The organism is Nostoc sp. C110 (assembly GCF_043099725.1).
Lineage (GTDB): Bacteria > Cyanobacteriota > Cyanobacteriia > Cyanobacteriales > Nostocaceae > Nostoc > Nostoc muscorum_A.
Genome location: NZ_CP171147.1, coordinates 17,883 through 43,536, shown reverse-complemented (window position 1 = coordinate 43,536; position 25,654 = coordinate 17,883). Strand labels below are relative to the sequence as shown.

Annotated in this window: 27 protein-coding genes; 6 read left to right on the top strand and 21 right to left on the bottom strand. The window is 42.2% G+C overall.

The genetic code is table 11. From position 1 onward, the window contains the following. Positions 1 to 86 precede the first annotated feature (86 nt). Entirely contained in the window at positions 87 to 566 is a 480-nt protein-coding gene (locus ACFFRD_RS05685; protein ID WP_392477029.1) for a GNAT family N-acetyltransferase, read from the top strand. A gap of 341 nt (positions 567 to 907) precedes the next feature. Here ACFFRD_RS05685 and ACFFRD_RS05680 read toward each other — a convergent pair whose 3' ends face one another. Together ACFFRD_RS05680 and mobV are read right to left on the bottom strand one after the other, a co-directional pair. After that, the gene (locus tag ACFFRD_RS05680; protein ID WP_392477028.1) at positions 908 to 1,522 is read right to left on the bottom strand and encodes a PEP-CTERM sorting domain-containing protein; all 615 of its coding nucleotides are present in this window, start codon (positions 1,520 to 1,522) and stop codon (positions 908 to 910) included. 553 nt (positions 1,523 to 2,075) lie between these two features. After that, on the bottom strand, positions 2,076 to 3,869 hold the full coding sequence (gene mobV, locus ACFFRD_RS05675) for a MobV family relaxase (RefSeq protein WP_392477026.1): 1,794 nt from the start codon (positions 3,867 to 3,869) through the stop codon (positions 2,076 to 2,078). A 408-nt stretch (positions 3,870 to 4,277) separates the two neighbouring features. Here mobV and ACFFRD_RS05670 point away from each other — a divergent pair, with 408 nt between their 5' ends. Beyond that, complete coding sequence (locus tag ACFFRD_RS05670; RefSeq protein WP_392477025.1) at positions 4,278 to 4,544, top strand: hypothetical protein; 267 nt, start codon at positions 4,278 to 4,280, stop codon at positions 4,542 to 4,544. A gap of 1,321 nt (positions 4,545 to 5,865) precedes the next feature. Here ACFFRD_RS05670 and ACFFRD_RS05665 read toward each other — a convergent pair. From ACFFRD_RS05665 to ACFFRD_RS05645, 5 genes are all read right to left on the bottom strand, one after another. Further along, entirely contained in the window at positions 5,866 to 6,105 is a 240-nt protein-coding gene (locus ACFFRD_RS05665) for a hypothetical protein (protein ID WP_392477024.1), read from the bottom strand. A gap of 222 nt (positions 6,106 to 6,327) precedes the next feature. Further along, complete coding sequence (locus ACFFRD_RS05660) at positions 6,328 to 7,626, bottom strand: S8 family serine peptidase (RefSeq protein ID WP_392477144.1); 1,299 nt, start codon at positions 7,624 to 7,626, stop codon at positions 6,328 to 6,330. A gap of 458 nt (positions 7,627 to 8,084) precedes the next feature. Next, positions 8,085 to 8,231, bottom strand: coding sequence for a hypothetical protein (locus ACFFRD_RS05655; protein WP_392477143.1), 147 nt, complete (start codon positions 8,229 to 8,231; stop codon positions 8,085 to 8,087). Positions 8,232 to 8,307: 76 nt separating this feature from the next. Continuing rightward, on the bottom strand, positions 8,308 to 8,568 hold the full coding sequence (locus ACFFRD_RS05650) for a hypothetical protein (RefSeq protein ID WP_392477141.1): 261 nt from the start codon (positions 8,566 to 8,568) through the stop codon (positions 8,308 to 8,310). A gap of 441 nt (positions 8,569 to 9,009) precedes the next feature. Further along, on the bottom strand, positions 9,010 to 9,381 hold the full coding sequence (locus tag ACFFRD_RS05645; RefSeq protein WP_392477139.1) for a hypothetical protein: 372 nt from the start codon (positions 9,379 to 9,381) through the stop codon (positions 9,010 to 9,012). A gap of 156 nt (positions 9,382 to 9,537) precedes the next feature. Here ACFFRD_RS05645 and ACFFRD_RS05640 point away from each other — a divergent pair, with 156 nt between their 5' ends. Beyond that, positions 9,538 to 11,997 (top strand): NACHT domain-containing protein, encoded by a 2,460-nt coding sequence (locus ACFFRD_RS05640; protein WP_392477137.1) that lies wholly within the window; start codon positions 9,538 to 9,540, stop codon positions 11,995 to 11,997. Between the two features lie 84 nt (positions 11,998 to 12,081). Here ACFFRD_RS05640 and ACFFRD_RS05635 read toward each other — a convergent pair whose 3' ends face one another. From ACFFRD_RS05635 to ACFFRD_RS05590, 10 genes are all read right to left on the bottom strand, one after another. Then, positions 12,082 to 12,753: a response regulator gene (locus ACFFRD_RS05635; protein ID WP_392477136.1), complete on the bottom strand. Its 672-nt coding sequence runs from the start codon at positions 12,751 to 12,753 to the stop codon at positions 12,082 to 12,084. A gap of 208 nt (positions 12,754 to 12,961) precedes the next feature. Next, complete coding sequence (locus ACFFRD_RS05630; RefSeq protein ID WP_392477133.1) at positions 12,962 to 14,860, bottom strand: hypothetical protein; 1,899 nt, start codon at positions 14,858 to 14,860, stop codon at positions 12,962 to 12,964. Beyond that, the gene (locus ACFFRD_RS05625) at positions 14,857 to 15,402 is read right to left on the bottom strand and encodes a hypothetical protein (RefSeq protein WP_392477131.1); all 546 of its coding nucleotides are present in this window, start codon (positions 15,400 to 15,402) and stop codon (positions 14,857 to 14,859) included. Before ACFFRD_RS05625 ends, ACFFRD_RS05630 begins: the two co-directional genes overlap by 4 nt. A 20-nt stretch (positions 15,403 to 15,422) precedes the next feature. Further along, positions 15,423 to 16,139: a hypothetical protein gene (locus ACFFRD_RS05620; RefSeq protein WP_392477130.1), complete on the bottom strand. Its 717-nt coding sequence runs from the start codon at positions 16,137 to 16,139 to the stop codon at positions 15,423 to 15,425. An 11-nt stretch (positions 16,140 to 16,150) separates the two neighbouring features. Beyond that, positions 16,151 to 16,666 (bottom strand): hypothetical protein, encoded by a 516-nt coding sequence (locus ACFFRD_RS05615; protein WP_392477128.1) that lies wholly within the window; start codon positions 16,664 to 16,666, stop codon positions 16,151 to 16,153. Further along, positions 16,666 to 16,860, bottom strand: a complete 195-nt coding sequence (locus tag ACFFRD_RS05610; RefSeq protein WP_392477126.1) for a hypothetical protein — start codon at positions 16,858 to 16,860, stop codon at positions 16,666 to 16,668. Before ACFFRD_RS05610 ends, ACFFRD_RS05615 begins: the two co-directional genes overlap by 1 nt. A gap of 7 nt (positions 16,861 to 16,867) precedes the next feature. Then, positions 16,868 to 17,104, bottom strand: coding sequence for a hypothetical protein (locus tag ACFFRD_RS05605; RefSeq protein WP_392477123.1), 237 nt, complete (start codon positions 17,102 to 17,104; stop codon positions 16,868 to 16,870). Continuing rightward, positions 17,101 to 17,346, bottom strand: coding sequence for a hypothetical protein (locus ACFFRD_RS05600; RefSeq protein WP_392477121.1), 246 nt, complete (start codon positions 17,344 to 17,346; stop codon positions 17,101 to 17,103). Before ACFFRD_RS05600 ends, ACFFRD_RS05605 begins: the two co-directional genes overlap by 4 nt. Further along, positions 17,343 to 17,576 carry a hypothetical protein gene (locus tag ACFFRD_RS05595; RefSeq protein WP_392477120.1) on the bottom strand — a complete coding sequence of 78 codons (234 nt, stop codon included), beginning with the start codon at positions 17,574 to 17,576 and terminating at the stop codon, positions 17,343 to 17,345. The genes ACFFRD_RS05600 and ACFFRD_RS05595 overlap by 4 nt, the downstream gene beginning before the upstream one ends. Before the next feature lie 3 nt (positions 17,577 to 17,579). Further along, the gene (locus ACFFRD_RS05590) at positions 17,580 to 18,695 is read right to left on the bottom strand and encodes a ParM/StbA family protein (RefSeq protein WP_392477118.1); all 1,116 of its coding nucleotides are present in this window, start codon (positions 18,693 to 18,695) and stop codon (positions 17,580 to 17,582) included. A gap of 257 nt (positions 18,696 to 18,952) precedes the next feature. On the opposite strand from ACFFRD_RS05590, the gene ACFFRD_RS05585 reads away from it, so the two are divergent. From ACFFRD_RS05585 to ACFFRD_RS05575, 3 genes are all read left to right on the top strand, one after another. After that, positions 18,953 to 19,117, top strand: a complete 165-nt coding sequence (locus ACFFRD_RS05585) for a plasmid partition protein ParG (protein WP_190900111.1) — start codon at positions 18,953 to 18,955, stop codon at positions 19,115 to 19,117. A gap of 125 nt (positions 19,118 to 19,242) precedes the next feature. Then, positions 19,243 to 19,968: a hypothetical protein gene (locus ACFFRD_RS05580; RefSeq protein WP_392477146.1), complete on the top strand. Its 726-nt coding sequence runs from the start codon at positions 19,243 to 19,245 to the stop codon at positions 19,966 to 19,968. 261 nt (positions 19,969 to 20,229) lie between these two features. Then, positions 20,230 to 23,778 (top strand): PriCT-2 domain-containing protein, encoded by a 3,549-nt coding sequence (locus ACFFRD_RS05575; protein WP_392477114.1) that lies wholly within the window; start codon positions 20,230 to 20,232, stop codon positions 23,776 to 23,778. On the opposite strand, the gene ACFFRD_RS05570 is transcribed toward ACFFRD_RS05575, so the two are convergent. From ACFFRD_RS05570 to ACFFRD_RS05555, 4 genes are all read right to left on the bottom strand, one after another. After that, on the bottom strand, positions 23,718 to 23,960 hold the full coding sequence (locus tag ACFFRD_RS05570) for a hypothetical protein (protein ID WP_392477112.1): 243 nt from the start codon (positions 23,958 to 23,960) through the stop codon (positions 23,718 to 23,720). The two genes, ACFFRD_RS05575 and ACFFRD_RS05570, sit on opposite strands and share 61 nt — an antisense overlap. Before the next feature lie 7 nt (positions 23,961 to 23,967). Then, complete coding sequence (locus ACFFRD_RS05565) at positions 23,968 to 24,264, bottom strand: HNH endonuclease (RefSeq protein WP_392477111.1); 297 nt, start codon at positions 24,262 to 24,264, stop codon at positions 23,968 to 23,970. 213 nt (positions 24,265 to 24,477) lie between these two features. Continuing rightward, entirely contained in the window at positions 24,478 to 24,945 is a 468-nt protein-coding gene (locus ACFFRD_RS05560) for a hypothetical protein (RefSeq protein WP_392477110.1), read from the bottom strand. Positions 24,946 to 25,135: 190 nt separating this feature from the next. Further along, positions 25,136 to 25,645 (bottom strand): hypothetical protein, encoded by a 510-nt coding sequence (locus tag ACFFRD_RS05555; protein WP_392477108.1) that lies wholly within the window; start codon positions 25,643 to 25,645, stop codon positions 25,136 to 25,138. Positions 25,646 to 25,654: the final 9 nt, after the last annotated feature.

Sequence of the window (25,654 nt, the reverse complement as noted above, 5' to 3'; positions counted from 1 at the left end):
TGATGAGAGGTTAATTTATACCTGTCTGCAACTTAATAAATTCAGCTATCAATGATTTGTGCTGAGTATTCCTTAACCAAAAACCTATGATTCGACTGATTACGCGCAGTGACACACCTAGCTTGATCGCTTTGGCGGAAGCGTCTGGGTTATTCGAGCCAAATCAAACCGAGGAACTCGCCCAAATGCTGGAGCAACACTTCAATAGCGAACTGGAGAGTCAAGATTTGTGGTTTACCGACGACGATAATGGGGTAGTAGGCGTGGCGTATGTTGCGCCGGAACGAATGACTCAAGGGACATGGAATCTCTATTTGATTGCTATTCACCCTGATCGTCAAAGACTTGGACGTGGTGGTATCTTGCTTCGTCATGTTGAACAAGTACTAGCAGATCGCGGTGAACGTGTGCTGTTAGTGGAAACGTCCGGTCTTGAGAGCTTTGAATATGTCCGATCATTTTATCGAAAGAATGGTTATGACGAGGAAGCTCGGATTCGGGAGTTCTACAAAGCAGGAGATGACAAGATCATTTTCCGTAAAGCATTTGGGAAAAGCGCTGCATAACAATCCGCTTGCACACCGACCGTATCAAGTTACACATAAGGGCTATTACGTGGAATACAAGCCTCAAAGCAACAAGAACACCGCAGCGAAAAGTATATCGCGTCGTTTCCGCCTTTGCTGAACTTTTCAAGACGATTATCTGCACCTATAATTGGCATTGAGCCGAGATAGATGGCTGTAGATCCGAGAATTAAGGTTAAAAACTATTATCCTGCTTAGATTTGATAATTTGTTACTTTTTTGTATATGACATTGTTATACGCAACGAAAAATTAAAAACCCAGTTTTTTGAAAAACCGGGTTTCTTATACTCTGCGCCAATTAAAATTACTGACTGCTTATTATAGTGATTTCCGACGACGAGAAATTACCATGCCACTAGCAGCTAGACCTAAACCAAGTAAAGTAGCTGGTTCTGGAACTGCTTGAGGAACTGGATTACTACTGATATTAGAAACGAATAATGAAGCATGAGATAGAGCTTTACCTGCATTCCCGCTACCATTTAAATCAACACCAATGGTATTGAAAACTCCTGTCAAACCTTTAGACCAATCATAATCTTTAAATAGATAGGCACTGTAATTAGTGCTGCTTTTCAGACTTACTACAAAGGTGTTACTAGTTAACGGCTGAGAAAGACTCCAACTGCCAATATTAGTATTGTTGGTTGCTGTAAACAGAGAGTTTGCTTGATCAGATTTAGCAAGTAGTGTCCAATCAGCAGTACCCACAGAACTGGCAAATAGTCCACCATCTAAGAGAGTTTCTAAAGGATTACCTGCGCCTGTGTCATTACCAGAAAATGCGCCTGCACAAGCTGTAGCATTTACTCCTCCAAGAGAGATGTTGCTGGTACTGCATACAACTGCCTGTGCTGGTGCAGCCACGAATGCACCACCGATTCCGGTAGCTAGTAAAACTGAAGCTGATAAATGGAGAAATTTGCTTTTCACTTTTGATGCGGCCTGAGATTTCAAGAATGAATTTGTATTTTAGAGAAATGTTTATATCAATTCATAAGTGTATTCACGACAGGAATTATATGCCTACTATGTATATGGCATTAATAGGCATTTATGATACAAAGTAGGCAGATAAAATATCTTATGGAATTTGTATAAACTTTTGCTCACTAGTATGAGCTTATGTCTATCGCTATACAATTGTCTCTATTTTTCTGTCAGTTTTATCAAACTTTTAATAATTAATTACTCATATAATTTTATAAATAAGTTGGCTAAATTTGCGTAAAATCTACCTATCTTTTAAAAGACTATGACAATATGTCATTTGTATAATGTGGGTTGTTTGTAAGTATTTTTTCTCATAAAATCATAATTTATAGTGACTCAAAAAACCGTGAATATACCAATACTGCTCGGTTAAGGAAAATGAGGAGAAAAATAAAGAAAAAAGTTTCAAATCACTTGAATCAAAACAAATACTAAATAAATACATTAATACTACAAAACTAACAGTACAGTTCACTCTCTTGATCGCTGACTATTAAAGACTCAATTCATCATCCTGCTGGCGTTGCTGCTGCTGTTGCCTTAACTGCTGCCCATAATCGAGTAGCTGCTGATTCCAATCACTGGCTTTAGATTTTTTGATTTGGGACTGTGGCATTAGTTCTAATACACGCTGTGCTGCCGCATCAGAGCTTTTATCGTTACCAAACGCCACCAGTATATTAGGAACTTTCTGCAATCGCTCAAGTGGTAAGCTCTTGATGTCATCAATAGCCATATAGACTGTTCGTTCGGGTGGAACATCGCCCCTGATAAGATATTCCAGCATGGCTCTTGAGATAGCATCGATGGGGGACTTGCACAGAATAGCTGTTGAGGTTTTATCATTAGCCTTTCCCCCCAAACTGAAGTAAAACCAGCTATCACTGCGTTTAGTGCCTTTAGAGTATCCCAAAAAGCTGTTGTTCTCTCCCCTAGTTCCTCGTAAGAATGCACCGTTACGTTGACCATCAAGATTCCGCATGACAAAAACAGCATTTTGTTTATCATCAGCGTAAACTAGCCCCTGGTTATGAAGCATTTGTACACAGTCAGAGCGGATGCCCCGAAATTGAGTGAGGTAATTTTCAACGGCAGACCAGTTAGCTTTATCTTCAACGGGTGGGGTGAATTGGGGACGGGCTTGGGTCTGGATAATGTCAGCCGCCCTGTTCTTAACGTGAGCTAGAGCTGCCCGTTCTACCCCAGCTTCCCCGAATCGCTCATCTAACCAGACAACCGCTTGCCGAAAATTGCACTGATTGACGTGCATTACCAAATCAATCGCACCGCCAGAGCCTTTGGAGTGTTCGGGAGCAAAGTCATAGAATTTTTCCGCATCTATATTAATGATGTGTCCGTGACCCCGCCACCGCTCACGCTCGTAATTTAGCCCCAGTTCCCAGGCGACATCCTCTAAAGCCAAGTCGCGCAGTTGTTGGGTTTTCAATTCCAGCGATCGTACAATTTCTTCTAGCCGTTGTCGTTCCTTCTCGCTGGCCCTAGCCCGTTGCTCCGCACGTTCTAGTCGCTCTTGCATGAAAGCGCGGTCAGCCAGTTGGTGGTTGATGGCGTGGAATTGGTGATCATTCTGAATCCGAGCAACGTAATTTGTAGCTGATTCAAAAGGTTCGGGTTCAAGTTTTTTATTTGACCAGACGTTGTTTAGTGGTTCACTATTAACGGCTTGGTAATACTCCTTTACTTTGGTGTGGGTTGCCTTACTGCCCTTGACTCCTCGTTCAATGCCCAAAGGAGCAAGTGCATCAGCATAGCTATCTTGCAGCTTGGATAACTTGATTCTTCCCTGTCCACCTCTACCGCCAAACATCGCATCATGACTGACTCTCCCGGTTTTATCGTTCAACGGCACGATGTAGGCGTGGATGTGTGGGGTACTTTCATCTAGATGAAGCTCTGCGCTGACGCACTTTGATCCATAGTTTTGAGATAGCCAGTCACGAGATGCGATCGCCCATTGCTGCATCAGTGAATCAGACCACTGCCCGGACAGAGATGGATCTTTTGGGCGGAAATATTCAGGCGATGCCGAGAGAAACATCTCGGTGCATAAGACTGCATCATGCCGAGGGCGATGCTTGAGTGTAGAGATTTTTTCTTTGACTATCTCCTCTAATGCGCGTTCGTCTTCTCCCCCAATCAACCGGACATTCTCTCTAGTTGGATCTGCGTTGGGTGTTTCTCTGTTTCTGGTAACATGGTCATCACTTCCGGCAACGTTGCCGAATGTTTTTAGTTTCTCAATTCTGAGAATCGTTAGTGGCGACATAAAAGTTTTATGCTACAAATGCAGTACTTTTGTAGTACGAAAAACCCCTTTGGGCGAACGGCGGTTTCATGTCACGAGCGCAGCGAGAGATGGCGCAGCCACCCGCAGGGCATGAAACCATAGTGAGTATGGTATCACTTATACAAAACCCCGAAATCCACTTTTGGGGGAGAAATCGCGCTTACTGCTTGGTGCGAAAATACGCCCAAAAGCACCTTTAGGGGGTATAACGACAGTCGTTTGACAGTCATCGGGTTTTTGGACAATGACTGTCAAACGACTGTCATTTGGTACAGTAGAGGGATACTAGGGGTAGTTTACGGCGCATTTTGACAGTCATCAAAATTTGGTATCAATCAACACGATGGCTTACTCATAATCTCCTTTAATTCGGTAGGAATACAGGACATGGAGCAACCTAATTTAGAAGTGCTTTCGATTAAGCGCAGTCACGACAGTAGCGATGGTCAGTTGCTGCAATTTTTACGAGAACGAGAGCGTCGAATGTCGGGCAGAGGTCTGACTAAAATTGTTTTGAGTACTTTAAGAATGTGCTGGGGGCCTTTTGTCATGAAGCGTATTGGCACTGACAGCGACACTCTAAGGACTGCTGTGATTTACTCTATCTCACAGTTGGAATTACAGATTCACTTGCTCAAGCAATTACTCGATTGAGCAGTTTTTTGAAGTACGTTTGCAACACAAATGTATTATTAATTCTCAATAATTTTCAAGTTATTGAGAATGCGCCAGTTTGATAAAAGTGCCTAAAAGCTAGTTGGTGTATGTATTAGACACCAATTTTGGGGTCAAAGCGATGTGCAAAATAGCAGACATTTTGTAGTGAATAATCAAAGTTTCCTGACAGCTATAACATGACAATGCGTGTATAAGCTGTGCAGAGTAGCAGACATTTTGCACAGGAATCGGGGATTTAGGTTACTTTTGTCTGCTATTTGTAACTGTGACTAATCAGACAATTTCACTACTTAAAATAAGTTTCATCTCTATTAACAAGCGTGGAGATTGTAAAATGAACAATTCGTGACTAAGCATCAAAGAAAAATAATCGAATTTTAGCGTGGCAGGTTAAGCTCTAGAAAGAATTATTGAAGCACAATTGCAACATAAATGTATTATACATTCTCAATAATTTTGAAGTTATTGAGAATGAATCCAGCGTTCAAAATTTGCTGTAAGTCATTGTCAGTAAGCATTACGCCCGAAATTTTCTCTAAATTTCTTCTGCTCAACTGGTAGCAGTAGGGCTACTCTATAGCTACCAGTTGGAAAATCATCAAATTTTCAACAACTCGCTTTTTTACTACTCAACTGGTAGCTATGTGTCACCAGTTGAGCTACCCAACAGCTACCAGTTGAGCAAGGTATTTAGAACTACTATTTCAATACTTATAATCTACATAATTCCTATGTAATAAGTGATGTTTACAGCGCCGCTAAGGTGTAACTCAAAAGTGGAGTACTGTTTTGATATTACAAATGTAGTTAGTGAGTATTGTTTTTTGATGTTGGTTCAAGTCTTTTTAGTTTTGGCTCAAAAAACTGGCCAAAATTTTTTGCGTACTGTGCGTAAGTTTTGGTCAGGAATTTTTGGCGGAGAAATCAGGGTGGTAAATGAGGTTTTTGGGGTCTAAATCCTTAGATTTACCTTGTGTTTACCTTGTAAATACCTTGGAGATGCCATTGCAGTACCTTATTTTTGACAAAAAAGAAGGATTTTGTAAAAAACGGTGATTTTTATTGTTTTAGGTGCAAATAAATCCTTATATTTGCCATTGAGATACCATTGAAATGCCATTGGTTTACCTTACAAATGCCATTTTTAAAAAAATCCTTGTAAATACCTTATAAATGCCTTTAGCATTAAATAATGTTTAGTATACGAAGTTTTTCGTCAGCCAAAAAAGTTAGTATGATTTTGCCACCTGCACATAGAAAATCTTTAGATTTCTATTGAAATTATCAAGATTCAAAATTATTGAATATCAAAATTGGGAGGAAGTAATTGGTAATTTTGTTGGGTTTCAATATTTTTTATTCCCTCAATTTGATAAAGACTATTAAGCAGTTCGGATTGAATTGAACCGTTAATAACACCAATACTGGATAAAATTTGTTCCACATTCATCCCGTATAACCGTAATTGTTGGGAAATTTGCCCAATTTGATGTAAATGAACATTGTCAACAGATACAGATACTTGAACTTGGGACATCTTATTACTTTGAATAGAAAGTGGATTTTTGCTAAATATATCGTTTGATAAGTAGATATATACAAGCAAACACAATATCACCAAACTTGTAATAACTATCAGTTTCCAGTAGTTAGAATTTAACTACTTGTTAACTTTGATAGAATACAGATTGATTTATGTTTTTTCTATTTACCTACTTATCATCTTAGCAAGATTCAAGATGTCCTAACTTACGTTATATTAAATAGGTGCTTGAACCAAACCAATTCCCACATCACTTGATGGTAAGTTTAATCTTTGAGCATTTTGCATTAATAAAGCCCAAAGTTCGTATCCCCTTTTCCCAGTTGCTTCGGCATAGAGGGCTGCAATTCCTGCTACGTGAGGAGTCGCCATACTAGTACCATTAATGGCGACGTATCTTGATGGTCCCAACCCATTAGGTGGTAGAACTGTCATTGGATCTGTTGACCAAGTAGAATAAACATCTACACCTGGTCCTGCAATATCAATCTCTCCGCCATCAGGATTAATTGAACTGTTGGAGAAATAAGCAATTTGTAGTTGCTTATCTAGAGCAGCTACAGCCATAATTGAGGGGCAATTAGCGGGACGACCTACAGGACTTGGAGGAACTAGTCGTCTTCCATTTCTAGCACTTTCATTACCGGCAGCAGCAATAATTAAAGTTCCTCGACTAAGGGCACGTTTGGCAACTTCTTCATATATTGGAGAGTAAGTATCTCCAGGACGAGTAGGCGCACCTAAAGACATTGAGATAATTTGACAACCATTGGTAATTGCCCAATCAATGCCAGCTAAAATGCCTCCATCAGCACCAGACCCTTGATTACTCAAAACCTTACCCGCAAAGATTTCTGCATTGTAAGCAATGCCGTAGCGCATGGGAGAAGAAGGTTCGGGTGGATTTAAAGGTCCACAAGAAGTTCCAATACAGTGAGTTCCGTGACCTTGTAAATCTTGAACGTCTTCGTCTTTGATAAAAGAACGACTAGTAATAGTGCGACCAGCAAAGTCAGGATGGGTCAAGTCTAAACCCGTATCAAGAACTGCAACTTTAATACCAGCACCACTATAGCGACTACGGACAACTTTGGTTGCTTGCAGTCCCCAGGTTGTAGCACCATTAGAAAACGCAGAAGTTGTTAATTGTTCTTTTAGTGCAACTTGATCATTTGTCAAACTATTTACTAGATTATTGACACCATCTTTGTAACCTTGGAGATAATTAGCCGTATCTCCACTTATTACAATGCTTTCTAACGCATACATAATCTGTTCTGGTTCAGCGGCTAATATAGGTTGTGGTCCAGCTACAGCAGCAATAAGAGACTGTAATTGATTTGGATCTAAGGCAACTACTGCAACTCCTATATTACTAACAGCAGAATCATCAATATCTCTAACCCCCGTTGAATCCGTTAATGCTGCCATTCCAGAACTTGCTTCTCCTTCAGGTAGCAGAACCAAATAACGACCTGTCGTTTGTACTGTTCTTATTGATGAACCATTAGGCATGATGTATTACTTATTAAGATTAGATATCTAAAAAAACTATATTTCCTAGGAAGATAAATTAATGATTTTTCTGATACAAAAAATATCGGTTTTTGCTTTTTTTAATATTTAAACACGCTAAAAATAAGTATTGATTTCCTCTATAAAATATCTATCCTTTCTTCTTACTCTAGCCTCTAAAACATTAAAAACAAAAAGCACTGGGAAGTTAATGCTTAACCAGTGCCATAGTTATTTTTTTAAAACTAAATAATAAATTATCTCATGTTATTGCTATTACATCTAAAGACACACCGTTCCAAAAGATAACTCATGAAATAAATCCTTTTTACTAGAGATTTAGCGAGAAAATAATGGATTATAGAACAGGTTCAAACTTACCACTATACTTTTGTCCGTCAGGCATATAAGCACAAGCACTGTCTGGATTCGCAACAACAAAATCTTTGGTTTTTCCTTCAAAAAACTTTTAAATTTTCATCAGTGATAGCTGTTGCAAGAGCCTGAATTAAATCTACGTGATTTTCGCTAAGTGCAGATTGAAGCGATAAGTTATCTTCATCTGCATTTTCAGACAAAATTAAGGTTGCAGTGTCTAATAGCATCGTTTTTCTCGCTTTTGTTTTGTTTTTCGATGATATTCACTTTAAACACAAAAAAAAGAAAAAAATGTTATTTAAGTCATATTGTTGAAATAAAAGATTGTAATCTATTTATCAAACTCAATTGCCAAAAGTGGTTGAAAAATTTGATACTTCGGACTTTTATTACTGAATGAGTGCTGACTCCCTCTACTCCAATCCGCTTGCAGGCATCCCGTAGAATCTTGTCTGCCATGAATCGGGTCAGACGTTCTGTTACACCGCGCATACCAGGGAACATTGCTCCCGGTTTTAGTTGGTATTCGCCCAGGATTGCTGCAAGCCCTGGTGGGATGTCCACAATCAGGGTTTTATGCTGTTGCCGTCTACTTTCATTTTTGTGCCGATTCGGGGATTACACGAATGACTGATAACGTGTAATTGATGACCCAAAGTATTGTAACTCCGTTGGCGACACCAACGCGATCGCACCTCATCAATTCCAACTTATCAATCGCAACCGCTACAACCCGCATGATGGCGTTGGCTGATTAAATTAGCTTATGCTTGCAGCACGTTGACCACTTGCAGGTATAATCTGCACCAATAGCAGAGGCTCATGTGGGGCTGTCTCAACTATCTATACTTCTTCTATACCAAGGGTTGATCAATCGTTGCTATCAGCCACGGATATCAACCTATTCATGGCGGTCGCTCTTGTGCCACAGGTTGGGCCAGCTAAGGGTTCAACTTCAAAGAGAAAAAGGCGATCGCACTCGCTTGATCGCCTGTCTCCAGTTGTTTACTTCAATCCCGACTGCTGTTTATTCTTGAGCAAGTCATGCTCAAAAGTAACCATGATTTTAGAACCGTCAGGATTTTCCCAAACAAAGGTTGCTGTTGTCGCAGAACTGCTATGTTCGCTACCTCGGCACAATAAGATTGACCGCACCTCCATTAAGGACATTTCTGGTTTCAACATCTCGTACTCTGCACGACCAACGTGACAGAGTTCAGCTTGGGCAGATTGTTCATGGTGCTTGGGATAAAAAGCAGTTTGAACTAAACCATATACAAAACCTGAACCAAGCATAAACCCCAGTGAAAGGGCAATCTTCATCAGTGACTGGACAAGAGTATTATTAGACTGTGTGGGGTTAGTTTTATTAACCATTGGATTAACCTCATTAAGTAGATTTTTCAGTGCTAGTTTGGTAGCTGCCAGACTCGCTTTAACTGTCTTCTATTACAATGAGACCCCAGAATCTCAAAACTTTGGTCAAAATTAAGACGTAGACTTATGTAAGACTTATGTAAAAGTGGTGGGTTAATGGCAAAGTCATCAAGGTCACTGCAAGCATCAACAGCAGGACTAAAAACAGCTAACAACGCATTTAAGCTGAAGGGGTGGACTAAGGAATACTTTAGAGCGGTTGTCGGATGTTCTCGTCCAACTCTCAAGAATTTTTTTGACAGAAAACCTGTTGAGAATGGTATATTCCAAGCTATTTGCACAGAATTGGGCTTGGAGTGGGAAGAAATTGCAGAACTAGAAGCTGGGGAAGAAATTGCAGTTAAAACCCTAAGTATTGATGAGCTAGTGCAAACTGCACGAGAGAACCAAAACCTTCGGGAGAGCATTAAAAACCGATGTAGCACCATACGAGTGCTAGATATGGATCAACCAATAGGTTTGGACAACATTTACATCAGTGTCAACATTTTGGAGAAAATAACCGGACGTAAGCGGCTAGAAATTGCTGAACTTCTGCGTCGCATTTCGTTGGAAGATTTTGAGCGATTTAGTCTGGGTACAGTGAATGAAAAACGAGTTTCTGGGCTGGAGGCAGTCAACAAGTACTCAAAGTTGATGATTTTGGGTAAACCAGGGGCTGGAAAAACCACCTTCCTCAAATATTTAACGCTTCAGTGTATCGAGGGCAGGTTTCAGCCAAAGCGTATCCCCTTATTTATTACGCTGAAAGACTTTGCAGAAGCATCCAACAAGCCTAGTTTATTGGAGTATTTAATCCAAATTTTTGCGAGCTATGGCATTGCACCCAATACAAAAATAAAATCGGGATTTTTGGAATCTTTTTTCAAGTGGACTAAGGCTGATACAGAAAACCTTGTTGATTTAACATCTGTAGAACAACTTCTTAATCAAGGCAAGCTCTTAATATTACTGGATGGACTAGATGAAGTCAAAGACGTAGATAGCAAGCTGGTGTTGCAGGAAATTCGAGACTTTACAACTAAATTTCCTCAAAATCAGGTTGTTATTACCTGCCGAATCGCTGCACGAGAATATACTTTTGAGCAGTTTACTGAAGTTGAAATTGCTGACTTTAACTTTCAACAAATTGTCAGTTTTACCAATAAATGGTTCCAAGTAAAGAACGATCTAGTAAAAGCTGAACAAATTCACAAGAAGTTGGAAGAAGATAAACCCATTCAGGAGTTAGCAACAAGTCCACTATTGCTGACATTGTTGTGTTTGGTATTTGAAGAATCTGGTAGTTTTCCAACAAATCGCTCTGAATTATATAAAGAAGGCTTGGATGTTTTGCTAAAAAAATGGGATGTCAAGCGAAACATAGAACGTGACCAAGTATATAAGAAGCTATCCCTAAAACGAAAGGAAGATTTACTTAGTCAAATTGCTAAAGAAACTTTTGACCGGGGGGAATACTTTTTTAAACAAAAAGACATTGAGCGACACATTACTAAATACATCAGTAACTTACCAGAGGCTAATACTGATTTAGAAGCACTACAACTGGATAGCGAAGCAGTGTTGAAGTCAATTGAAGCCCAGCATGGTTTGTTCGTAGAAAGGGCAAGAGGCATTTACTCTTTCTCACACTTGACCTTTCATGAATATTTTACAGCCAGAAAACTTGTTAGCAGTTCCAACCCATACGCAGCCCAAGACGAAACTTTACAACTCTTAGCTGCTCACATTACTGAAAAGCGGTGGCGGGAAGTCTTTTTACTAACAGTGGGAATGTTAGAGAGTGCAGACTCCGTGTTGCAGTTGATGAAACACCAAATCGATATGCTTCTTACTACTGATGAAACATTGCAACAGTTACTCACTTGGGCTAATCTGAAATCGAGTTCTCTGGAAGTCCCCTATAAACCTGCGGCTATTCGGGCCCTTTACCTCTCCCTCTCCCGCTCCCTCGACCTCGACCTCGACCTCTCCCGCTCCCTCGACCTCGACCTCGACCTCTCCCTCTCCCGCTCCCTCGACCGCTCCCTCTCCCTCTCCCGCTCCCTCTCCCTCGACCGCTCCCGCGACCTCGACCTCGACCTCTCCCTCTCCCGCTCCCTCGACCGCTCCCGCTTCCTCTCCCGCGACCTCGACCGCGACCTCGACCGCGACCTCGACCGCGACCTCTCCCGCTTCCTCGACCGCGACCTCTCCCGCTTCCTCGACCGCTTCCTCGACCGCTCCCTCGCCCTCGCCCTCGACCTCGAATTAAAGCGATCGCTACAACAACTCAAAGACCAACTGCCCGACCCAAGGGCTGATGATAAAAAATCATTTAAGCATTGGTGGCAAGAAAGTGGTCATGCTTGGGCTAAAGAACTCAGATCCTTGATGATTAAACATCGCAATATTGGACATGACTGGCAGTTCAACGGCGACCAGAGAAAACTATTGCAACAGTATTATGACGCTAATAAGTTGCTAATTGATTGTCTTAACAGCGAATGTTACGTGAGTCGTCCAGTTCGCCAGGAAATTGAAGATACATTGCTGTTGCCAGTTAATCGAACCTAACCCCCTTACAGATGTAGCCATTAAAGAGAATAATTAAATCCTACCACTCCCCGATTTAATTCTTTCGCTCTCCTCACCAATACATCATTCATTCACAATCAAGTTATAGTCGATATAACCGAGCATCGCCCCTCTTTTGATAGCCTCATAACTGTTCTTGACGTGCCATTTACTGTACAAATCGCTGGCATAATGTTTGACTGTACTAACAGAGAGAAACATTTCTTTGGCAATCTGTTCAAAACCTAAACCCTGAGCCAGTAAACGTAGGACTTGTATTTGTCGTTCGGTGGGAGAGTCAAGCAAGTTTTTGTCAACGGAGTTTGGGTCAATATATCTATTTTTATCAAGGCTTTTTAACAGTTTTTTAGCCAGCTTCGGGTCAAGCAGGCATTCATCAGAGTAAGCTCTCTTGATGGCTAGTTCAATCAATTCTATATCAGCACTCTTGAGCATATAAGAATCAGCCCCATGACGAAAAGCTGACTTAATAAAGTCGGAATGAGTCTGATTAGTAAAAATCACCACTTTACTATTAGTTTTCCTTTTGATTGAGCTAGTCAGTTCTAAACCACTCATGTCGGGTAAGAGTAAATCAACTAACACAACATCAGGGTTGGTCTGTTCAATTAACTGAAAACCTATCTTCCCACTGGTGGCATCACCAGTTACTTCTATATCAGGAGATTGTGAAATAGCGCCTTTGATGCCTAAGAGAGTGAATGTTTCTGGTTCAACAATTACTATTTTCAGCATGATTGTATTAATCCTCTAATAATAAATGGCTGTTTATTGGCGGACTTATTATTGATGCTTCTGCCGTGGGTGTCCGTGCTGCCGTAGCAGTGCCGTAGGCTACGACCTATACATGGCATGGATTGCCGTGATTTGCCGTGATGCCGTGGACACCGAGAAAAGCCCGTAAAACATCCCTTATTATGACCACGGCATCACGGCAGGACTTTCACCAATCAGGTAGGGAGTAGCTATCATTGCCATCAGAATTTATCTTTTCAGCCTTAACTAATTCAGCTAAACCATCAACTAATTCTGACTCTGAATAGCCGGATAACCTATCTGCTTTCTTCAAATCGCGTAATGTTTTTGGTGTTTTAGTCTTGACATTTTGGAAGTATTCATAAATCTTTTTTGCTACCTCAGATAATGGTTTCGGCTGGTGATGGTGAGCAGCAGTTAGATTAAATTCCAGGTCAAATACTCTATCTAAATATTCCTGCTCCGAAGCAATTGACTTGGCTTGATTAGATAATTGAGGCATTAAGGCAACTACAAACCCCCCAACAGAAGCAATCATCACTGGGCGTAAGTTTTGATAGGAGACTGCTTTAATATCCAAGTATTTAGATTTAATTTGCTCCCGTTCTTGCTTACCTGGGATAATGTCACCTCTATTTAAAATCAACTCCAGTACCCCATAAGATTCTTGCTCCCTTCCATTCTTGATATACCTGTTACCTAAGAGCAATAAATTCAAACACAGACGAGTTTGAGCATCCATCTTTTCAATGCCCAAAGCCGCCAAATTAAAAGACTGTAGGGAAGCAATAAATTTAGTATTAAACTCTCGACCAATCAGCAGAATATCAAGCAATTTACTCCCATAATTCCAATCCGAGTAATGCTTGCTTAATTGGTCAGCAATCACTAACCAGTCATCCAGAATTAGAATCAATGGTGGTAAGGATTCGCGCTTTGATTCTGGTAGTTGCTTACGCTTTTTGTAGTCCGTGTAAAAGTTGTCAATTACCTCTTTTGCTAGGTCTGGGTTTTCCTGATCAAAGACAATTACCCGCTCCTTCTCTCGTAAACCGCAGAAACTATCATTCTTAGCACTAATCACCCAAATATCAGCCGTCGGGGAATCAGCTAAGATTTTCCCAATTAGATAATTGAGGGTGACTGATTTACCACTCCCTGGTGCAGCAACTAAAGCAGTGGAACTATCGGCTCTGGCTAGGGCTTGCAAAGTATTTAGGGCAAGACCTTCTGATGGGTGAAGGTAATCACCTGTTGGGGTTGCTCCCGGTGCGATTGCGCCCTGTTCATCTCCAGTAACCTTATCGTTGGGGTCAATCGTCCCTTGCAATGTCTGACTCCCTTGCAGGTAAGGCGTTTTCATCTCACGCAACTGCTTAATGTAATCTGCCTTCTGTTGCTCAGTCATCCCAGCCGTTTGCGCCTCAAAAATGGCATCAGTTGCCTCCATTTGGGTAACTTCAATCTCCGTGTGGGCGTAAATCTCGGCTTTTTGGATATCCACAGTGCGATCATTAGCGACTAGATCCAGGTCAGCTTGTAATTGCACTTCTGCGATCGCAACGTCTCGGCAACTCTCTAGTAGCTCGGAACGTGCGGCCATCTCTGCCTTTGCTGCGTCCCGTTTTTGGGCGATGTCTTCAAAAACTGCTCTCTGCTTCTCCTCCTCTTGGCAATGGCGAAGCATCCAGCCAGCAAGCGCAAACCCCAGGAATCCACCAAACGCCCAAAACGCTTTATATGGGTTAGTTGCTTTGACTAAGCCGTTTACCCCCATAGCTGGGTTACGCACTATTTGGCGCGGCATTCCATCACTCTTCCACTGTGACCAATAAAATGGGGTCATCCTGAAAGGTCGTCCATTTTTATCCTCACAGGTCAATGTTTTTGAAGGGGTTTTGACACAAAAGTAGATCCGATCACTGCTGGTTCCTTTCCAAGCCATCGCAGCCGAGCTAATACCCACAGTTAAACTTAGCCCAATTGCAACAGCTTTCTTGTCCATTGGTAAGCGACCAAACCACTTCATTAAACCCGATTGTTGCGACTCGGATAACTGTTTATGTTTCTCAGATAGATAGTTCATTTACCTCTTTTACCACCAAATAGAAAAAACATTAATATCGCTAGAAATATGCCCACTCCTGCACCATCCATCCAACTTGAAGATTCAGCAGTTTTTGGCTTATAAACCGACTCAATAAAAGTATTAGCTGTACTAGTAGAAGTTCTCGCTTCATTCCATTCACTAATCGGTTCATTGAGCGCACACAATAGGGCTAATGACGCACTGCATCCAGTCATTAAATTAGTGACGAAATTATTGAACCCTTCACCTGTTGCAGTGGCAGTAAAATACAGGTGTGCAGTACCTACAGCTAGGAACATTCCAACGGGGTGAACTTGCAACAGGTGAAAAGTAAAAATCACTGCACTGTTTAAACAACTGCCAGCCACAATTTCACAAGCATTACCAGCACGTCTAAATGTTCTACCTCTGTTATTTTCTTGTAATGGTTGCGGTTGTGATGGTTTCTCTTGTTTCTGTTGTTGTGGAGTCTGTGCCAGCCCTTCATGCAAGAAAGGGCTGACGCTATGGGAATCTTCATTTCGTTTCCTTACTAGCATCAGCCTTACCTAACTAATAGTTATCGGTCGCCTAACTTCTGCCATAAATTACCCAACATTGCACCCCAACCGCGAACTGTTCCCGTTGCAGAAACACTAGATGCTGGTGCATGATTTTGGCTAGTAACTGGTATCACTTCCTGGGGTGTTTGATTTGGCTCTAATGCTCTTGAGCCATACCTTGCACGGGCTAACAATTGTTGTCGTTTCTCTCTCAGTCCTGTTGTGATTGCTTGCCTTTCGGCTTGCACAACTTGTCTATTTTCTATCCCACTTATCTTGTTTTCATGTCTCCACAATTCGGCTTGCAAATCATGGTGTAATTGGGCTGCAACTTCAGTTAAAGCGTGTTTACGCTTTTGGTCAATTCGCAACAAGTCGGCTCTATCTTGGGCATCTATTTTACTCATCTCTGAATCAAATTCCGAATTGAGTTTGCGAATTTTGGCGATAGCACCCGCTACATGAGAGCCGTATTGTTTGCGAAGTTCTGTCCAGGTAACTTGTCCTTTGGTCAGCTTCTCCATCGCCTCAAAGACGACCTTGGCGTTGTCTAAAAAAGGCTCTAATCGGTCAGATAATTCTTGGGCATTATTCGCGTAATCTGCAAACTGTTCGAGCTTATTTATATCAGAGAGATAGCCCAATATATCAGACTCAAACCCTCCCCAGGAAAGCGCTTTTTCATCAATATGGCTTGCATGACCAACGACCGGATTACGTATTGCAAAATCCATTACTGAACCTCCTAATAAGGTATGTTGTCGTAGTCGATATTGCTGGATGATTGGGGCAACTTATCCCAGTAACCCATCTCTTCAAATCGGCTATAAATTCTCGTTGCTAGTTGCCGTATTGGATCATCAAAATCTTCAGAAATTAAATCAAATCTCTTCTCACCAAACGCCAATATATTTGCAATGTCCGCGTCAATCCCATTACCCAAGAATTGACCAAATGCAGCAGAGTATGGATGGTCATCAATAGTTTCATGAGTTGCTAAGAATTCAGTTCCTGTGAGGGGTAAGTAAAGGCTGCAAAGAAAACTATTTATTTCGCGCTTCGTAGCTGTTGGGTTAAGAGCCTTAAATTGCTGGAGTTTCAAAGCATTATCAGTGAAAGAACAGCGTCCCCAATCGTTGGGATTTTTGTAATCGAGTGCCATGCTGCTAAGATCCTTATGTACTTTCGTTTTTGCGGCGAGAGATACGTCCTGGAGTGAGGCGATTGCAATGATTGGTCGTCGGTGCAATCGCTTCATCATCAGTTCTCACGAAATTCAACAAGTTCAAAAACCTCCCTCTGTACTTGGTTTTGGCTTAGTTCTTTTCTTCTGCCCTTAGAGTCATTGAATATGAAAGGGGCATTGACTCGACAATTAGACTGATGGCTGTAGCGCAGTTGTTGACCGCGAAATTCGTACAGGTGATTACGTTGCAAAGTTGTCGTTTCTAACATAAGTTCCTCAAACTTGAGAGTAGAACTCGATATTTAGAATCGCTTCGTGAATCTCCATCAAAGCTTGCACAGCATCGCCCATCTTTAAGTCATTCGATGTACTGAACCTTTCGGAGGCTTCGATTTGCTTGTAATTGGGAGATGCTTGCACGAACCGAAGAATCTGTTCGCAACCGAGGATGATGGTCATTATTTCGGTGGTCGTTAGGCTTGGCTGTGTCTGCATGGTTTCTTGGTCGCTCATGACTTATTTCTTCTCCTTTGGGTTTTCATCGGTGCGGTTGGTGCTTCTGGCTCACTGTTTGGCGCTTGTGGCTGGTTCGGCTTTTGAAGTACATAGCTGATAGCCCCTGCACCACCCACGGCTGCGGCAATGGTGAACATATTGTTTCTGCCAAGGTGCTGCACTCCAAAGTAGCCAAGGGCTAACGCTGCTGCTGTTGCACCAATGCCTAAAACCGTGTTTCTAAATCTGGATTTGGTCATGCTGCCCCTTTGAAATTAGTGACCATTGCGCTAAGTGCCGATTTATTGGGCTGTGTAGAAAGTGAAGTTTCAACTTTGGGTGATGCTTGCACATTGCCGTGTTGAAAAATCAGTTTCTCTACACCTGCTGATAATGCTTGTGTTGGCGCATCTTGAGGTAAATCAAAAATTTTGCACAATTCAATTACTGCTAGGTAGGAGATGGTTATACGCCGAGATTCGTAATTCATTGATTAGGCTCCTAGAGATATTTGAGTTAATAGTTTCAACCCCAAAGCATTGATAAATTGGGGATTGTTCAAAATCACAAAGCCAAAACCGGCTAGGTTCTGATCCACCACTGGCAGCGAAACACCACCACCCCAGGCGACAAGGTATTTAGCGCGGTCTAGATAATTGCCAGCAGTCACAAAGTTGGCGAATTTCTCAATCCTGTTACTCCACCATTCATCTAGGCACTGGCTGTACTCGGTTTCAAACTTCTTGCCTGTCAGGTGGTTGCCTCCATAAGTGAAAGTGCCTTCAATAATCCCTTGGTTCACCAAGCTGGGCGAGTGCTTCACATCCTTGGACAGCAGACTAACTCGGTCGTTTCGCTTGTCTAGTGCCTCTGCAATCATCGAATGCAGTTCACCGGCTCCACCTTCAATCAGGTGTCTGTCAATTACTGCACCACTACCGTTAAACACGGTAATCAACCAAGTTGATGAACCGATATCGAGTGCGATCGCTAATTCTGAGGGGTCAAGTACCAGGGACGCTTCACCAAATAAGCAGTGGGCAATGCTTCCAAATCCTTCAGGGTAAATGCCAGTAACAACAATTTCAACTGTCTTGGTGACAATGGAACGAGTCACAGGATGCAGATGTTCAAAGGTGTGAGTCCCTTCGACTCTGCGCTTAATCTCAGTTGCCCAGCGTTCTGGGTTGTGATTGCTCAAACTAATCGAAAGTTTGAACCCATCGGGAATATTCAGAACTGCTAAGTCTGCAAGGATGCTTTCTAGTGCCAGTTCTGCTTTTTTCGCCTTATCTTCGTGTAACAGGGTGTGGTCACTTTGGGCTAGAGCCGCACTGCCCCAAAAGAATTGAACGTCTTTTAAGTCCAGGCGAGAACCTTCTACATAGCGAACCCATGCCCCATCTTTTGAGATGGTTTCGTGGTGCATGATGTTGCGGTTGCGAACAAGTGAGTATGCGGCTGGCATCATGATAGAAAAATCACCGATGATTGCTTTGCCATATCCTGCTCCTGCGTCCTTACCTCCTGTGAGGTCAGTTAGCCCTGATTTGGCTAACAAGTCTGCTTGAACTAGCCAGTTTTTGGCATTGGAATATATAGCTGTCATGGTTCTGATAATTGTTAAAGTCTTGATTTGCGAGGATTTACCAGGATTTTTAGCTAAATCAGCACAAATCCAGATATCCAGTTACAGGTTCGCCTTAACATCACTTTCTGGCTTCTGTTGCCTTTGTTTTGTGGCTGTTTTTGGCTAACTAATGCTATGTTAACCTATATAGGTAAGTTAATGCAACTTACCTATGTTACTTATTTGCTGTAACTTAACCTAATGCCATAATTGAGCCAAGTACAGCAATAGGTGAGATGGATAACTCTGAAGAAACAGGAGATAAAACAGTGAAACTTGTTGTTTTCTTGTCGGACGATGAGCGAACACAGTTTAAAATAGCCTGCGCTCGTAATAAAACGTCCATGAGCCAACAAGCAAGAGAACTAATTCTCAATTGGATAAAGTCTGAAGAAAAATAGGAAGTACCAACTGCCAGCACTGGATAAAGAGTCTAATAAATAGCTATTGGTTCAAAAATGTAGTGTCAAGCATTAGTATCAGTAAAGAAAAAGCTAATTTCACATCATTATTTTTGATGTCCCCAATGTTAGCCGTGAAAGACCCACAACCCGATTTTCAACTCCCGCCGCACAACGAACCGGCATTAGAGATGCTTAGGGAGGCGAAAGACTATGCTTCCACTCAAGCTCTAGCGGCTGGTGGTGCTGCGCTGGCTACAGGAGGCATAGTTCATCCATTTGGCTGGGTTCTTTTTGGATTGGCTTACAAGCCATTGGTAGCAATTCAAAAACTGGCGCGGTTAGAAAAATTAACAGCTGTACTTTTGAATGAGTTTAAAAGCAAGGGGATACAAATCTTTCCTGTGCTTAAGCCAGAAGATAAGAACCCGATTGACTTGTTTATCAGGTTTCCACAAAGAGCGCACTTGTTTATCTCCATTCGTTCGCGGGGAGATAGTGAGGTTGTCTACAACGAAACCAAAGAAATTATCCAGGTCAAAAAGAAGAATAAAAGTGGTTTAACCACCTGGAAACCCTGTCCACTAGTTGAGCTATCGGATTATGAGAGATGGCTAACTAAAAATAGAGCCTTGTTCGGAATGTCCTCGAAAGAGGTGACAAAAACGCCGACAGTAAAAGTTTTGGTCTTATGGCCTCCTACCAAGGCGGCTAGTGATCACAATCCACATCTTTATTCTGAAGTTGGAAGTATGAGACTTCTAGCTCTCAGGAGAAAAGGTACTGCATTTGTTATTCAACAGGAGGAAGTCACCGAGTTTGTCAAGGCTTGGTTAGCCAAGTACGAATAGACTAAAAACTGAAAACCCCACGTCTCGACGAGACAGCAGGGTTTTCCAACGGAATTGGGGTTATCGGGTCGCAAGCCTAATTAATATCCCTAATAGTAATCTTATCAAACCTTTTGGAGTGTTAACCCATTGTAACACTGACTACTCAGAAAAACATTAACTCAGCAATTTTACCTGATTATATTTCTGAACGTTTGTACTAAAAGATTACTTTCGGGATAGCTCCAATTCCTCCAACACACTTCAGGAGGAATAGCTCTCATGTCACCATTACAACAATCTCATAACTCAGTATCGGCACAATCAGCAGGCCAATCAGAAACTTTTTCTGCTGTAAAGACAAAACTTGAGTTGATTGAGAGTCGCATAATCAGGTTTGCGTTTAACGCCACTGGAAAAAACAAAGACTGGGACTTTAAGAAGCTGGCTGGTAACTTCATTGATGTAGAAGGCACTCTAGCCGATGTTCAAGAACATATTAAAGCAGGTCACGCTATCTGTGCCGGACTGTTAAACGGTAAATGGCGCAGTAAGGCCAATATTATCGGTTCTCAGTGGCTACTACTCGACATTGATAATTCTAATATCGCCCGTGATGCTTATGACAAACCAATCAAGGACGAAAACGGGAATTACATCAAAGTTTACGATCACCAATTAACGATCGAAGAAGCCCTAGCCCATCCCTTCATTAAAAAACACTGTGCTTTAATTTACACTACTGCCAGTCATAAACCAGACTGGCATAAATTCCGGTTGGTTTTCCTTCTTCCCGAATATGTCCAAGGCGCTGACACTGTAGAAGCTTGTACGCGCTTCCTCATGCAGCAGTTACCGCATGATCCAGCTTGTAAAGACGCTTCCCGTGTATTTTACGGCAGCACAGAGGCAGAATTTCCCCTGGTCAACCCTGAAGCCACAATACCCGCAGAATGGATAAGTGAAGCGATTGCGATCGCGCAACAGGAGCGTATTGAGTATCAGCAAAGAATTCAGGAAATTGAGTCACGGCGTAAAGAGTGGCGTGAGATTTCCCTCACTGAAGGCTGGGACATTGACCAGCTAATCCAGAACGCACTTTCATTCATCCCACCACGCACCCCAGGAAGCGGCAACTATGACGAATGCCGTCAGGTGTTGATGGCACTGGTTAACCAGTATGGGGCATCTGAGGCGGAAATCATCGCCGAGCAGTGGTCGCCCAGCATCAAGGGTTCAACGTGGAACATCCACGCTAAGATTCGCAGTTTTAGACGTGGGGGAATCTCAATCGGCACACTGTTTCACATTGCCAAACAGTATGGCTTTCGCTTCCCGCAACGCCAGTATGAACCATATCAACGTGACAAAGGGCTGATTAGCCGTGAGCAATGGGAACTTGGGCGAGTCAGAGAGGACTTGAGCAGCTTCCAAAATTTATTAAAGCAAGCCATCGCTCCATTTAGTTCGATATTTAAAGGATTTAAAGCCCCACCAACACCAAAGCCATTACCCGAAATTGACACGCCTTCGCCCAATGTAATTATTTACAAGCCCGGCAATATCCCGTACATAACTGAAGTTACAGGCAATATCTCTATCTCCTGCCAGCCAGAAGAACATATTACCGCTTGGGTGGAAGCTGTTTCTAAGGGCTGGACACAAATCTTAGATAATTCTCACCCTGGACTGGGTAAGTCTTACAACGCGGGGCAATTGACGGCGACCTTATTCGGCGTTGATAAACTAATTTACCAAGATGCCAACCACAGAAACCCATCTACTCTACCCATTGAGACGAATTTTGTTGACTTACCAGTGCGGCACAACGGCTTTAAACTAGATCCCACCCGCAAAACTCCTACAGGTGAGGACTTTAAACTGTGGACTAAAGCGGGTGAAACTGCCGACACTGATGGCAATTGTCACAGAACTTATTTATTTAACGCATTTCGTAACAAGAATTTTAGCAGCCTTGATTTTGAAGAGAGCGGCATCAGCCCCATCTGTGGCGGTTGTTCCCTTAAGAATCAGTGCCGTTTTGCCAGTGGTGACGGTTTTGGCTTCCGCTTTCAAAAGCGCAGTGCAATTCAAAATTATTCTGAACTCAGAGCGCACCCCGACTCTACCCCTGTTACCTTAACTAACGCTGCTGACCAAACTTTCACCGTTGGGCGTTTATGGGAAGAAGCTGGTACACTCATCAAGCCCGTGCGGAGCGTTGATGTGAACCGAGGCGATTTTGAAACCACTGTGGGCAAACTGCTACTGTTAGAACCAAATATAATGTCACAGCTGCAACCTGCACTCTTAGTTTTACACGAACTGTTAACTCAGCAACTTAAACCCACTGACCGCTACGGCTTTGATGATGCCAGTATCCGAGCGCTGCTGCCCCCTTTCCCCACAGGCTTAGATATCGAAGCGATTCAGCAAACTGTAGAACCTGATTTGACTTTCTTAGAAGACTTGGACTCAATTGATATTACCCAAGATAAACAACTCAAAAAAAGTTCTGCGGCTCGTTATGCTGCCAAAAAGGTAGTTAAAGACAGCGCACGAACGGCAGGCAGAGAGTTTCTTGACTTGCCTAATTACTGGTTGCCTGACTTTCTCGAAGCTTGGAAGGGTGACGGTAGTTTCCAATCTCAATGGGGTGTACTCAGCATTTACCGCCGAAACCCCAAACATACTGAATTGGCCCACTCTGCAAAATTTAATATTTACCTTGATGCCACTTTCAAATCCCAGGATTTGAGATTGAAACTGGGCATCAATGATCCTGTGTTAATCATCGAGCAACAACGCCCAGACTACCGCAATTTAAAAGTCGTCAACGTCACTGGGCTGGGTAAACTGCCCAAAAATCGCTCTCTCCCACTAAGCGCTCGTGTTAATGCCCTCAAAGAAACCTTGAAAAAACTCTGCCCCAACCTTGGCATTATCGATTGGAAACAGATTGCAACCCAAGCCGAGGGCCGCACAGAATACGGTCACTTTGTCGATGGGCGTGGTGTTAACAGGTTTAGTGAGTGTGATGCGATCGCTAGTTTTGGCATTCCTTACCAAAACATCGGTGTTTTAGCAGCACAATATCAGGTGATGACTGGTGAACCAGTCAACCTGGAAGATAAAAACAGCGCTTTCCAAAAGTATCTCACAGACCTGATCCGTGCAGAAATCATCCAAGAGATTGGGCGATTACGCGCTCATCGTCGCTCCAATGTGGAGCTAACATTCTACTTCTGCGCTGACTATGACCTCAATTTCCTCGATCGTGAATTACCAGGAGTGAAATTAGAAAGCGTTGATGCTTTCCAACTCTGCCCAGAAGCGGGTAACGCCAGTGAGCAGACAGGTCACGCTATAGTCAACGCTTTCACGCACCTTTGGCAGTCACACCAGAAAATTGGACAAAAGGCTCTAGCTAAAATTGCTGAAATCTCCCAAGCTTGGGTGAGCCGATTTACCCAGAGATGGGGGGGCTGGCAGCACTTTAAAAAATTATTACTCCTGCTATTAGATAGTCTTAATAGCGGTAGTAATAAAAATTTGGCTGACTTAGACGACGATGAAAAGTGGTTAGCGCGTACATACTTCCCGATGTTGATTGCTGAATCGGAGTCATCACCAGATCACCTGTTAGAGGGGGTGGCGGAAGTTGCCGAAGTTTTTAGTACTAGGGCGATGCGGCGAGTTTTGAATTTCTGCACGCCCCAAGTTAGGGCTGACTTGCTGATGACTTTCTTTCGTTGTTTGCCTACTGAAGTTTACTCAATTTCAGTTTCTGAAATCTCTGCATCACTCGCAGAACCTGCGCTATCACCTTGAACAGTCATAAGAACTGATTCCAGACGATAACCAGCTTCGCGGATGTAATATCCAGCTGCACCCACGTCTTCAAACACGCTGTCAAATTGGGGATGAGTTGACGGAAAAATCTTTCTCAGGCGATCGCTGATTCCTGAAAGTTCTTGCTGAATTGCGATTAGTTCTTGAGTATCATCATCCATGACTTATTTACCACAAAGATAGCTGCCCCGGTGAAACATTTGATTTACCTACTCTATGGTATAAAAGGTGACAAGCACTACAAAGAGCTATAAGGTTGCCTGTGTGGTTATTTGCTGGATTTCTGTCCCAATGATGAACCTGTAGGGTGTACACTCTGCGTTTTGAGCGTGTAAATTCTGATGTTTTTTCACCAGGGGGAATGCACTGTAACCCGCATTTTTGACAACGCCACTGGGCTTGTTGCTTAACTTCCGTGGCAATTTCTGACCAATTATCTGGGTATAGAGAATAGGTGAATGTCATCAGTCTAATTAAACTAAAGCTTTGAGAATTGTAATGCTTCTAGGGCTGGGCTAAGTTTGAAAAAATATTACTCCTGCTATTAGATAGTCTTAATAGCGTTAGTAATAAAAATTTGGCTGACTTAGACGAGGATGAAAAGTGGTTAGCCCGTACATACTTCCCGATGTTGATTGCTGAATCAGAATCATCACCAGTACCCAACTGCTAAAAAATTTATTCAGATTCAAAGTCGATCAGAACAGCATCGGACTGAAACATTTCGTCTCTAGCTTTTAAACCAATATCTCGACGGATAAGGTCTAGAATTTCTAGACCTGTGCGTTGGCTGTTGGGGTAGGGAGTCCAGATGGCGTTGACTGTAATTTCAGTACCGACTAAGAATGTGTTGACTGCGCCGATAAAATACTCACCATCGTCATAATCTAAGCGAACAAGGTAAACACGAGTTTTGCCAGCATAGTGAGCATTTTTAATGTCAGAGGCGGTTTGATAATCGGGATGTGATTCAGTCAAGTAGGTGATTTTAGGTTTGTTGGGATGATAAAATGTTTCGGATTTACCCCAATTGGGATCTGACTTTTTAAATTCTTCGGATTTACCCAAATTGGGGTCTGACTTTTTAAATCCTCCCGATTTACCCCAATTGGGGTCTAACTTTTTACGCCTTTGAGCTTCTCCCATATTGATTCCTATTATGTGGCTAACTTGACCTGATTAAAGACTAAAACTAGGATGCCATTGTTTCTATGTTGTTGCTGCCTGGGCTACGGAAAGAAAAAATATTACTCCTGCTATGTAGATAGTCTTAATAGCGGTAGTAATAAAAATTTGGCTGACTTAGACGAGGATGAAAAGTGGCTAGCGCATACCTTCACTTATTTGCTTTTTTGTATACGATAATTACTCTATCTAAGTAAAGTTCATCCGTTACTACTGAGATGGTTCGTATAAGCTGTTCGCCTTGAACTTCAATGCTATCAGCTATTTTCGTGTCACCATCATCGTATCTGAGCTTTTTTTTATTAACTTCATCGCTAGGTACAGCCCACGATACCAGATCATCAAGCAATAAGAAGGCTTTAGAGTCATAGAAACTTAGATGACCGTTAAACGGTATAACTTCAGACTCCAATACCCCTTCTCTGTCAAACCAATAAACTTTTGGTTCGCCTGTTCTTTCTTCAAAAAATTTCCCATCTGATGAGATAGTTAGAGTTAGCCCTTCGGTTGCTTCTACCTGAGCAATTAAATTGTTGCTGTTACCATTCAACCAATTTTCGACACCATTCGGATCTGGTTCATCACCGATAAATTTTATGTCGCTGTTTAGAGAAATGCTTCCCGTTAACAGCCATGTTCCAATTAATAATTCTATATTCATAGGATTTTT